This window comes from Paenibacillus sp. BIC5C1 (assembly GCF_032399705.1).
In the GTDB taxonomy this organism is placed as follows: Bacteria; Bacillota; Bacilli; order Paenibacillales; family Paenibacillaceae; genus Paenibacillus; species Paenibacillus taichungensis_A.
This window is the reverse complement of sequence record NZ_CP135922.1, coordinates 4452685-4465074: the sequence shown is the minus strand read 5'-3', so window position 1 is coordinate 4465074 and position 12390 is coordinate 4452685. Positions and strand designations below refer to the sequence as shown.

10 protein-coding genes are annotated in these 12390 nt (G+C 44.3%); 8 read left to right on the top strand and 2 right to left on the bottom strand.

The genetic code is table 11. The features are described from left to right. The first annotated feature begins 214 nt into the window (after positions 1–214). Entirely contained in the window at positions 215–1318 is a 1104-nt protein-coding gene (locus RS891_RS19765) for a metallophosphoesterase (protein ID WP_113052050.1), read from the top strand. A 34-nt stretch (positions 1319–1352) separates the two neighbouring features. On the opposite strand, the gene RS891_RS19760 is transcribed toward RS891_RS19765, so the two are convergent. Continuing rightward, on the bottom strand, positions 1353–1850 hold the full coding sequence (locus tag RS891_RS19760) for a stalk domain-containing protein (protein WP_315792974.1): 498 nt from the start codon (positions 1848–1850) through the stop codon (positions 1353–1355). A gap of 392 nt (positions 1851–2242) precedes the next feature. On the opposite strand from RS891_RS19760, the gene licT reads away from it, so the two are divergent. The 4 genes from licT (at position 2243) to RS891_RS19740 (ending at position 7383) form a co-directional block, all read left to right on the top strand. After that, positions 2243–3085, top strand: coding sequence for a BglG family transcription antiterminator LicT (gene licT / locus RS891_RS19755; RefSeq protein WP_113052052.1), 843 nt, complete (start codon positions 2243–2245; stop codon positions 3083–3085). 144 nt (positions 3086–3229) lie between these two features. Next, the gene (locus RS891_RS19750; protein ID WP_315792973.1) at positions 3230–5149 is read left to right on the top strand and encodes a beta-glucoside-specific PTS transporter subunit IIABC; all 1920 of its coding nucleotides are present in this window, start codon (positions 3230–3232) and stop codon (positions 5147–5149) included. Positions 5150–5201: 52 nt separating this feature from the next. Further along, positions 5202–6665, top strand: a complete 1464-nt coding sequence (locus RS891_RS19745) for a glycoside hydrolase family 1 protein (protein WP_315792972.1) — start codon at positions 5202–5204, stop codon at positions 6663–6665. Positions 6666–6789: 124 nt separating this feature from the next. Continuing rightward, positions 6790–7383, top strand: a complete 594-nt coding sequence (locus tag RS891_RS19740) for a 5' nucleotidase, NT5C type (RefSeq protein ID WP_315792971.1) — start codon at positions 6790–6792, stop codon at positions 7381–7383. Between the two features lie 31 nt (positions 7384–7414). On the opposite strand, the gene RS891_RS19735 is transcribed toward RS891_RS19740, so the two are convergent. Beyond that, positions 7415–8296 carry an AraC family transcriptional regulator gene (locus RS891_RS19735; protein ID WP_315792970.1) on the bottom strand — a complete coding sequence of 294 codons (882 nt, stop codon included), beginning with the start codon at positions 8294–8296 and terminating at the stop codon, positions 7415–7417. 137 nt (positions 8297–8433) lie between these two features. Here RS891_RS19735 and RS891_RS19730 point away from each other — a divergent pair, with 137 nt between their 5' ends. The 3 genes from RS891_RS19730 to RS891_RS19720 all read left to right on the top strand — a co-directional run bounded on the left by RS891_RS19730 (position 8434) and on the right by RS891_RS19720 (position 12302). Beyond that, complete coding sequence (locus tag RS891_RS19730) at positions 8434–11145, top strand: family 78 glycoside hydrolase catalytic domain (RefSeq protein ID WP_315792969.1); 2712 nt, start codon at positions 8434–8436, stop codon at positions 11143–11145. Between the two features lie 178 nt (positions 11146–11323). Continuing rightward, a complete protein-coding gene (locus RS891_RS19725) occupies positions 11324–11719 on the top strand; it encodes a VOC family protein (RefSeq protein ID WP_315792968.1) in 396 nt (131 codons plus the stop codon). A 49-nt stretch (positions 11720–11768) separates the two neighbouring features. Beyond that, a complete protein-coding gene (locus RS891_RS19720; RefSeq protein ID WP_113052059.1) occupies positions 11769–12302 on the top strand; it encodes a GNAT family N-acetyltransferase in 534 nt (177 codons plus the stop codon). Positions 12303–12390: the final 88 nt, after the last annotated feature.

Below are 12390 nucleotides of genomic sequence, written 5' to 3'. Positions count from 1 at the left end.
ATGCTTTTTTATGCAGATGACAGGCTATGGTAGGCGTATCGTCTAAATAATGATTGAAATTTAAGTGTTCCAAATTGTAATAAAATGTACGCATCTGAGGAATGGAAACAGATGTCCTCACCGCTTTAACTACGTTATACTTGTTCAGATGGACTAGAATTTGGTTAAGAGAAAATTCAGCAATCAACTTATTGACGTGGAGGTTAACGGAAGCATGTTCGTACTTGCTGGCATCTTGTTTTTGGTTGTGTATGGTTTATTAGTGTTTTACATAGGACGGAGCGGATGGAACTGGATGAAGCCGGTTGTATCTGCAAGATTTCGTTGGTTTTACATCGTTGCGCTTGTATTTCTTGCAATTTCGTTCATACTGGCGAGGTTGTTTGGAAGTGTTTCTTTTCTGAGTGTTATTGGTTCTTACTGGCTTGCAATCTTTTCTTTGCTGTTATTAATTCTGCCAGTGGTTCATCTAACGCTATGGTTACTTAGACTAACCCGTATTCCAAGACATTACGCTCATAAATGGGCAGGTGTGGTCACTCTCGTGCTGTTGTTGTCCACGTTGGGCTATGGTCTCTATAACGCCTATAGTCCAGTCGTAAGACAATACAGCATTCAGATTGATAAAAAAGTGGAAGGTGTCGACAGCCTCAACATTGTTATGGCTGCGGATATGCACTTTGGCCTGCTGTCCGGTCCTGCTCACGCTAAACGCATGGTGGAAGAAATTAACGCACTGAAGCCGGATCTGGTTCTCTATCCTGGTGATATTATCGATGACAACCTAGATATGTATCTCAAGAGTGGAATTGCGGAAATTATCAGCAGTATTCAGGCCCCTTACGGAGTATACGCCTCACTGGGCAATCACGACAAGTATAATGGTCCGATCGAGGATCTGATTGCAGCTCTGGAAAAGAGTAATATGCAAGTTCTGTATGATGATAAAATTACATTAGACGATAAGATTACGCTGATTGGACGGAAAGACCGGACAGAGAAGGATCGTGCAGAAGTAGCGACATTGATGCAGGATACCGATTTGAGCAAGCCAGTGCTCATGATGGATCACCAGCCTTATGATTTGGATATTGCGGAGCAAAATCATGTAGATTTGGTTGTGTCTGGTCACACCCATCGTGGTCAGATCGCACCCGCTCAGTTTATTACTAAGGCCATCTACGAGAATGATTGGGGTTATTTGCAAAAAGGGTCTATGCACTCCATCGTAACCTCAGGATTTGGCTTCTGGGGACCTCCAATTCGCACAAGCAGTCGTTCGGAGATTGTACAGATTAATGTGACGTTCCAACAATAATGAAAGGCCCTTCGAAAGAAGGGCCTTTCAATAACTATAGTTTAACCATTTTCTTGGATTTGAAGTTCCATTCGTAGACTTCCCCTGTGTACATATGTATATAGTAAAGGCCATAAGTTACTTCATGTGTTTCTCTGTCAGAGTATGAACGCATTACATAATAATCTCCGTCTTTTGGTTCCTCTCCAACAGTTAGGCTATACATTTCGATTTCTTTTTTAATTTTTTTATATAACAGTTCAAACGCTTGATCCCCGGTTAATTTAATTTCTGGTTGTTTGCCGATATACAGATTGTTTGACTTCAAAGCTACGTTCTCACCGAGTGCAGTACTTATACTTCTAACTGGTACATATGTAGTGTTGTTATAGGTTATTGCATTAGTGGTCGACTTCTTTGTTCCGTCTACATAAATATTTACTTTCTGCAGTAAAGCTTTTATTGGCGTTCCTGATGCTGCATAAGCTGTAACTCCTGTAAGCATTGATCCAATTGTGATACCAATGAGTAATCCTTTTACTTTGTCCCTCACGAATAAATCCCCTTTTTTTCTAAAATTACTTCTTACAATTAAATTATTTTCTCTATTTAAGGTGAAAATCCTTCAAAACATTTACTTTAGTTACAATCTCATTGGATTCAAGCGATGAGTCGTTGGGAATGTTTCGTTTGAATCTGCTCCCAAATGTGAATATTAAAACATATGCACACTTAAACGTGGAATCATAGGGAAATGACTCAATTGAGGGAATGAAGTGGAAGATCAGTGGTAGCATTTTGGGTTGACACCGTTTTCAGGTTATGATAAATTAGATCCGAGGCTTGTTACCGGTAATGCGGGCAAAACCACTATGGAAATGATTTTATTATTTCTATTTTGGTTTTGCCCTTTTTTAATCCTCAAAAAAAACAGGTGGGTCCATAATGATTATTAAACAGATATTTAATAACAATATTGTCAGTACCGTGGATGACAAGAAACAGGAACTGCTGATCCTCGGCCGGGGTATCGGATTTAAGTTCAAGGCGGGCGATGAGATTGATGAAGAACGGATTGAGAAGGTATTCCGGCTTCAGGATGCATCGATCTATGAGAAGTTCAAGTCCATCGTCACGGAAGTGCCGATTGAAATTCTGCAGGCGACAGATGATATTGTGACATTGGCACGTACGCAATTGAACAAAACGATCAGTGACGGGATTTATGTCTCACTGTCGGATCACATTCATTTTGCTGTCCAGCGTCTGGAAAAGGGAATGATTACACGCAATCCGCTCTCCTGGGAAGTGCAGCATTTCTACAAGGCCGAGTATGACGTGGCCAGGGAAGCGCTCACCTTGCTGAAGGAAAGACTGGATGTGGAGTTTCCGAAGGATGAAATATGCAACATAGCACTGCATTTCATCAATGCGGAAGTTAATGATTCCATGAACGATGTTACTCATTTGATGCAGCTGCTTCAGGAGATCATGAACATTATCAAATATCACTTCAATGTCGAATTGGATGAAGATAGCGTCAACTATTTCCGTTTCATTACTCATTTGAAGTATTTCTGCCAACGGGTAATTACTCACTCGTCACATGACGATGCGGAGGAGTATTTATACGAGGTCGTACGGAAAAACTATCCCGAAACCTTCAAATGTATCGGCAAAATTGAGACTTTTATCCATAAGAACTATCAATATGATATGACGCATTCGGAACAGTTGTATCTGACCCTTCATTTGGAGCGGTTAATGAAACCGAAGCGTGAGCAATGAACTATCAGCACATGAACCAGAACCTAAGTAAATATCAAATGGGCTTGTTACTGTTCAATCAGGCAATACCCGAATGAATGACACGTAGAAGACGTGGCTATTTGTTCGGGTATTTTTTATTGGAAAAATGAGGAGGAAACGATCATGAAACATCAGGAAACGGCACAGGAAATCATCAAAGCCGTTGGGGGAACAAACAATATCAACTCGGTATATCATTGCGTCACACGACTGAGATTTGATCTGAAAAATAACGATAAAGTAGATAATAATTCACTCAAAAAACTGGATAAAGTCATGGGTACGAATATCTCAGGAGATCAATTCCAGGTGATTATCGGGAATGACGTGTCCAAAGTATTTGATGCGATGGTGAAAGAACATCCGGCAATACAGCAAAGTTCAGAAAATAAACAGGCCAAACCGGAAAAAAATAAAAATGTAATTCTTAATATTTTTGAGACGATTGCGGGTGTCTTCGCACCCATGCTGCCAGCGATTACAGCTGCGGGTATGCTTAAAGGATTGCTTGCATTATTCGTATCCCTGGAGTGGATGTCAGCAGGTACTGACACGTACCGTATCCTTTCCGCTATTGGGGATGGCGTATTCTACTTCCTTCCATTGCTGATCGCTGTCAGTGCCGCTCGTAAATTCGGCAGTAATCCGTTTGTAGCCATTGCGCTAAGTACTGCGCTGATGTATCCCGATATGGGCGCACTGTTATCCAGCGGTGAATCGGTTGCGTTTATTGGCATCCCGGTAACGGCTGTCAGCTATGCCTCATCTGTTATTCCGATTTTGCTTGCCGTATGGTTGATGTCCTTTGTTGAGAAATGGGTTGACCGCGTTATTCCGGCAGCATTGAAGCTGCTGCTTGTGCCACTGATTACCTTGCTTGTTATGGTTCCGGTAACACTAATTGCGATTGGTCCTCTGGGAACATTTGTAGGTAGTGGCTTGTCTGGCGGTATTAACTGGCTGTTGAATGAAGGCGGATTGATTGCAGGTATTGTTCTTGGCGGCGCGATGGCGCTCATTATTATGACAGGTATGCACTATGCGCTCGTACCGATCATCCTCAGTAATATTGCTACACTGGGCTTCGATAAATTCTTGCCACTGACGTTCATCTCCAATATGGGACAGGCTGGAGCGACGTTAGGTGTATTCTTCCGTGCAAAAGACAAAAAGCTCAAAACCGTTGCATTGTCCACCAGCTTTACAGCTCTGATGGGTGTAACCGAGCCAGCAATGTACGGCGTAAACATGAAATATAAAAAACCGTTTGCCGCTGCGATGATTGGTAGTGCAGTAGGTGGCGGATTCGCTCTTGCTTTTGGAGCCAAAGCTTATGTGCTTGCAGGTAACGGTGGTCTTCCGGGTCTGCCATCCCTGATTGGACAAACCTTCTGGTACTCCTTTGGCGGTATGATTCTTGCCTTTGTTGTGGGTGCAATTATGTCTACTGTGTTCGGGATCAAGGAAGAAGAGGGCGATGCCGAGGCGTTGGCTCAATTCTCACCAGGAACTTCTGCGGCACCAGCGGCAGCACCTTCCAGTAATGTGGCAACCGTGGATGTGGACGATATGGGTGCTCCAACACCAACAAGTGATGCGGTAGCCATTGCACCGATGACGGGTCAAGCGATCGCACTCAAAGAAGTCAATGATCCCACGTTTGGCGATGAATTGATGGGTAAAGGTGTAGCAGTTGTTCCAACGGTTGGCGAACTGGTGTCACCAGTTACAGGTACCATCATGAATGTGTTCAAAACGAAACACGCGATCGTAGTACGCAGTGATAACGGAATGGAGCTTCTGATCCATGTGGGGATTAACACTGTGAAACTGCGAGGTCAGTATTTTGAAGCCCATGTCGCTACGGGAGCACGTGTACAGGCCGGAGACAAGTTACTCACATTTGAACTTGACCAAATTGCCAAGGAATATGACATTACAACGGCGATGGTCGTTACGAATACAGCAGATTACAAGCAGGTTCTGCCTGTGAAATTGGGAGCAATTACGACAGGTGAAGAAGTCTTGAAGGCTGAAATTTAATGGATGAAGACGAAATAAAGACGATATTTTGATAAGAAGAGGAGAGAGACGCATGATCAATCGACAAGGGTTTCCAGAAGGTTTTCTGTGGGGCGGCGCAATTGCCGCCAACCAGGCTGAAGGTGGATTTGATGCAGGGGGCAAAGGCTGGTCCACGGCGGATATGGTTCCTTATTTTGAGAAGAAGGATTACACCAACCTTAGAGAACTGATGCACGTGACCAGTGCAACGGTTGAGAAAGCGATGGCTCACCACAGTTCGAAGGGTTACCCGAAGCGTTATGGTATTGATTTCTATCACCGCTTCAAAGAGGACATTGCGTTATTCGCTGAGCTTGGTTTCAAGACATTCCGTCTTTCCATCAACTGGCCGCGTATTTTCCCGAACGGGTACGATGCTGAGCCGAATGAAGAAGGATTGCGTTTCTATGATGAATTGTTCGATGAATTGCGGAAGCACAATATCGAACCACTCGTGACACTATCTCACTATGAAATGCCGATGTCATTGGTATTGAAGTACAATGGCTGGGCAGGACGGGAAGTTATCGGACATTTTGTAAGATACGCCGAGACTGTCATGAATCGCTACAAAGACAAGGTGAAATACTGGCTGACGTTTAATGAGATCAATACAACCATTATTGAGCCATTCACGGGTGGAGGCATCATTGAAGATCGTGTCGATAACGTGATGCAAGCTTCCTATCAAGCACTTCACCATCAGTTTGTTGCCAGCAGTCTGGTAACGCAGAAGGCACGTCAGATTAACCCGGACTTCCAGATTGGCTGTATGCTTGCACGCATGATTCACTACCCGGCAACGTCGAAGCCGGAGGATGTACTGCAAGCTCAGATCGATAATCAGCTGAACCTGCTGCACACCGACGTACAGGTGCGAGGCAGTTATCCAACCTTTATGGCTCGTTATTGGGCTGAGCATGGCATATCCATTGAGATGGAAGCAGGAGACGCAGCAATTATGAAAGAGCATACGGTTGATTTCATCTCGTTCAGCTATTACACATCGCTGGTATCCGCAGTGAATCCGGAGGAATATGGAGTAACTGGAGGCAACCTGTACAGCACGATTAAGAATCCGAATCTGGAGCGTACAGAATGGGGCTGGCAGCTTGATCCGATCGGACTTCGTGTGGCGTTGAAAGAGCTGTATGATCGTTATCAATTGCCCTTGTTTGTCGTGGAAAACGGACTTGGTGCAAAAGATACGGTAGAGGCCGATGGTTCTATTCATGATGATTATCGGATTGATTATCTGAGAAAACATATTACACAAATGAAAGAAGCAGTCATGGATGGGGTAGACCTTATGGGTTATACCAACTGGGGTGCGATTGATATCATCAGTGCGTCAACTTCGGAAATGTCCAAGCGTTATGGCGTGATCTATGTCGATCAGGACGACAATGGAGAAGGCACATTGAATCGATATAAGAAAAAGAGCTTTGGTTGGTATCAGAACGTCATTGCTACGAATGGCGAAGATTTAGGTTGATTTTGGGGGCAGTCCTTGCGCAGCAATTATTGCGGCGCAGGGGCCGCTTTTTATTTTGAGCTCAAAAAGGATAGCGCTGTTACAACGATGATGATATACTGTGTTCCTATTGGAGGGGATAAAGATGAAGAAACCTATTATTGCTGTAGATATGGATGATACAATATGTCATCTGGTCAAGCGAGCCATCTATCATAACAACATCAACTTCCCAACCCATCCGTTACGATATGAGGATATGATACATTGGGATACATCTCATTTGCGCCATCCGGAATGTACGCATGATGTATTTTACGGTCGGCCAGGGTTGTTTGAGGAACTGGAGATTTACGATGAATATGTAGTAGAAGAGGTGGAAAAGCTCCATCATGCCTATGATTTGCTGATCCTAACGGCGGCTGAGCCCAAAACGGTTGTTGAGAAGTGGAATTGGCTCCAGAATCATATGCCATACATATCTCCAGAACAGTTTATAACCTGTAAACGGAAAAACTTGATTAACTTCGATCTGTTAATTGATGATGGAGCACATAATCTGATACCCGCGATGAATGACGGAAAAAAAGTCATCTGTATCCCTCAACCATGGAATATAAACGAACGGGAGCAGCATCAGTTTCCGTTGATGACCTCATGGAAAGGGGCAAAGGCTTATGTGGATCGTTTGCTTGAAACAGAACCTGCAGAGAGCAAGTTTGATCCTATAAAGAGATGATTCCTGGAAAAGGAACGGAAGGCAGGAACATTTAATTTAATTGTTCAGCTCTGAAGTTCCTGCGATAGCCCTGAGGGGTTTCTCCCGTAATTCGTTTAAAGACGGCGTAAAATGAATCTACATCCCGGTAACCTACAAGTTCAGCAATTAAACTGACTTTATGTTGTGAATTCTTCAGCAATTCACAGCTTTTTTGTATGCGCAAATGTTGTAGATAAGCACCAAACGTCCGCCCAGTATGGGTTACGAACATGCGTCCAAGATGTCTTTCGCTCCAACCAGAAAGTTTCACCAGTTCGCTTAGACGGATTCGTTCGTTAACATGTTGCTCCAGGTAATGAATGATATGTTCCATATCAGTCGCATTTTCCTTCTCATTGCAGGCAACTTGATGAATCTGTCTGTACGTTGTCACGACGAGTTGGCTAACAAGCGTATACAGGATCGTGGAAGAACCGATTCCCGGAACGGCAGTTTCGCGGTACAGCTTTACCATTAATTCTTCCATCCGCTGGCTGTAATCTGTGATGGACACATATGGAACCCGGTTCTTTTCCAGGTCTGTCAGATGGTTTCGAATCTCCTCCTCCTGAATAATAATGGACAGGGTATGGATCAGTTCGGAATTGAAAAGACAGTTATAGATAATGAGTGGATGCTCTGATATCTTCGCAGTTGCTGGGCGGAATACATGAGGAACGCCGACCGGAATGACAAATAACATGCCTTTGTGTACCGGTATAATATCTTCGCCAATGTGATGAAAGCCCTTTCCTTCTGCCACGTAACTATACTCAACAAATTCATGTGCGTGAAAGGGAACTACAAAATCCTCGGAACATCGGTTCACGAACAGCTTCAGATTATTCTGGAAAAAGGATTCACTCTTGAACAGTTGTACGGTTGGATTCACGGAATAGCCTCCTTGGTTGGAATGACCAGATTACCGGGTTAAACTGTCCTCGTTGCCGGGTATTTCCGATTACAGAATCCATATAATTATATCGTAACCTTGAATTGGAAACCACGATGGAAAGGGATGTTTCTCTGATGTTAACCGTAAGTCATCTGCGTTGTGAGTATAGAATCAATCCGATTGGACTAGATATCACTTCGCCCAGATTAAGCTGGCATTTGCAATCCGATCACAGAAATTGTGTACAGTCAGCTTATCAAATTCAGTTGTCACGGACGGAAGAGTTTGCTCAGATTGAATGGGATTCGGGGAAAAAAAGCTCTGATCAGTCCATTCATGTTGAACTGGAGAACTGGGTGCCCGAAGCACGAACCCGCTACTATTATCGCATTCGTGCATGGGATCGTACAGGAGATGAATCGGACTGGTCGGAAACAGCGTATTTCGAGACGGGGTTCATGGGTAGTGAAGAAGCCTGGCAGGCGGAATGGATCACAGTGGATTCTTCCTCTCAGCAGGATGAGTCTTGCCCACGACTGCGTACATTGTTTGAACTGAAAAAGCCTGTAGCTTCAGCAAGAATATATGTGACTGCACTTGGATTGTACGAACTTCATCTGAATAATCAGCGAGTGGGCGAAGCATACTTCACCCCGGGCTGGACCAGTTATGGTAAGCGGTTGCAATATCAGGTTTATGATGTTACCGATCAACTTCAGAATGGACAGAATATACTGGGTGCTTATCTGGGAGATGGCTGGTACAAAGGACATTTGGGATGGGAGAAAAAGCAGAAGATATATGGTACGGACGCAGGCTTGCTGCTGGAACTTCATATTCATTATACCGATGGTTCAGAAGAATGTATTATTTCGGATCGAAACTGGAAGAGTTCCCCCAGCGCCATTCGCAGCTCGGACATTTATATGGGCGAAACGTATGATGCACGTATGGAATCTGAATGGCAGGATTCATCCTCAGTCCAATGGTCGCCGGTACGTGTGCTGGATTACTCGAAGGAGATCATCATTGCACAAGAGAACGTTCCCGTTACGCCAATAGAGCACATTAAACCTATTGCCTTGCTTACAACTCCACTGGGTGAGCGTGTGCTGGACATGGGACAGAACATGGTCGGTTGGATGAGATTCAGCATTCAGGGTGAGACGGGGCATACGGTTGAGTTGCGGCATGCCGAAATATTGGATCATCAGGGCAATTTCTACACTGAAAACTTGCGTGGTGCAACGCAGTGCATTCGTTATACCCTAAAAGGCGATGGAGTAGAGACGTATGAGCCACGTTTCACATTTCAGGGATTCCGTTATGTGAAGTTGATTGGATTCCCGGACGAGATTCGGCTCGAGGATTTCACAGGTGTAGTTCTGCATTCCAATATGGAGCGAACCGGTGATTTTATAAGCTCCAGTCCACTCGTGAATCAGCTTCATCACAATATATTGTGGGGTCAAAAAGGGAATTTCGTTGACGTACCGACAGATTGTCCGCAGCGTGATGAGCGGCTGGGCTGGACGGGAGACGCGCAGATGTTTATACGAACATCCTCGTACCTAATGAACACGGCGCCTTTTTTCACCAAATGGCTGAGGGATCTGCAGGCGGATCAGGGAGAGGATGGAGGCATTCCTTTTTACGTTCCTGATTTGAGAAGTTCGACGTCAGACGGATGGGCGGATACGAATCATTCTTCCGCTGCCTGGGGAGATGCGGCAGTGATCTGTCCATGGACGATCTATGAGATGTACGGTGATGTCAGGCTGTTGGCCGAGCAATATGACAGCATGAAGCGCTGGATTCATTACATTCATACTCAAGGAGAGAATCCTTACTTGTGGAATACGGGCTTCCACTTCGGGGATTGGCTCGGGCTGGATTCCAAACCGGACAGCTATATTGGGGCCACAGACAAGGATTTTGTAGCAACTGCATTCTATGCCTATTCTGTTTCTCTAACACGGAAGGCTGCTGAGGTGTTAGGGCAGGCGGAAGATGTAACTTATTATGATAATCTGCATGAGAACATTGTTGCTGCATTTCAGAATGAATTTGTGACACCTGCGGGCAAACTTGCAGTCCCCACTCAGACCGCGCATGTTCTTGCTTTGCATTTTGACCTTTTGGATTCTGCAGCTCGGAAACGTACCATTGATCAGTTGGGAAAACTGGTTGCGGACGCTGGAAACCACTTGACCACCGGATTTGTTGGAACACCCTATCTGAATCCGGTATTGAGTGATACGGGACATCATGATCTGGCCTATACGCTGCTCTTTCAGGAAGACTATCCATCCTGGTTATATCAAGTGACACAAGGTGCAACTACGGTATGGGAACATTGGGACGGAATTAGGGAGGATGGCAGTCTGTGGAGTGCAGATATGAATTCATTCAACCATTATGCTTATGGCGCCATAGGGGAGTGGTTATATCGTTATGTTGCCGGAATTAACACAGATGAGCAACAGCCCGGGTTCCGCATCGTACACATCGAGCCCAAACCAGGACCAGGACTGGAGTGGGTGGAAGCGAGTTTTGAAAGTATGTATGGCACGGTCACATCCAATTGGTATCGTCACGATAATAACGAGATGGAGGTTCGTGTGACCATTCCTGCCAATACGACGGGCACGGTCCTTCTTCCTGGAGCAGATGTACAGACAGTTCTGGAGAATGGAAAAGCTGTGGACCAAGTAGCGGACATTCACGAAATTCAAACGCAGGGAACAGATGTACGAATTGTTCTGGGATCAGGAAGCTACCAATTCACATACAAAGTAGTTAAAACAGAGCAGGAATTGCATGCACAACAGGTGGAGTCAGTATAACTGGTGTGCATTAGAGGAATTCGCGAGCAGGATCATGAACTAATATAATAGCGAAAGCTGGACCTGAGTAGAGGATCTGCACACGCAGATTCTCTTTTTGTACTTGGACATATCTATTATTTTTCATTTCAATACCAAAATCACAACGTATAAATGCAATGAAGGGAGAAGGATAGATTTGACGACTGGAAAAATACTGGGTATTGCATACAATGTCATTCCTGTAACAAATGTAGAGCAGTCAGCAGCATGGTTTGTGAGTCATTTTGGATTTAATATTAGACAGCCAAGAGAAGGTTATATTAGTCTTTTTAGAGACAATAGGCCAATTCTCGATCTGATTGAAAGTGATCATGATTCCAGAGCCGTATTTCAAGTGAAGCAGAAAAAGAGATGGGTGATCACCTTTTTCACGGACGATATCTATGTGCTCCATACTGAGCTCACTGCTGGTCATGTCCGTGTTGGTAAAGTCAATGATGAGGGCATATACGGAAAATTTTTTACTTTCGAGGATCTGGACGGTAATCTGTTCGACGTCTGGGAGCATCACGACTGTGAATTAGTATATTAGGGTGAAGGAGCATGGCAATATCAATATGAGTAAGGAGGACGTATTTAGAATGAGCAAAGAAAAAGTTAGACTGGTTAAACCTTCAGCGCAATATAAAGAAACGTATGTAGCATTTTATGAAGATTGGGTTGCAAGCGGAGAATCCATGGTGCCGTGGGTCGTTTCGAAAGAGCCCTATCCTTTTGAAGAGATGTTAGCTTTTTTGGAACGCAGCGAACAAGGCATCGATATCCCTGAAGGCTGGGTTAGGGACAGTACATACTGGCTTGTGACGGAGAGTGATCGAGTTGTTGGAGCCGTAAATATACGACATGAGTTGACCGAGAAGCTGTTCCATAGCGGTGGGCATATTGGTTATGGAATTCGTCCAGGCGAACGACAAAATGGATACGGTGCTGAGATCCTCAAGCTTTCCTTGGGTATTACCAAAGATCTCGGGATTACCAAAGTACTTGTCGTATGTGACGCACATAATGAGGCTTCCAGAAGAGTTATTCTTCGTAACGGGGGCGTCCAGGATCAAGACTATGTGGAGCCTGATGGGAATATCGTTGAGCGGTTTTGGATAAGTAATGTCGAATAATGTTGAAAGTTGGAGTGATTTTCAAGAAAATAATATAGATCATGATTGTATTACTAACGTCTGCTGATTAAAATAAAGCTTAGAATCT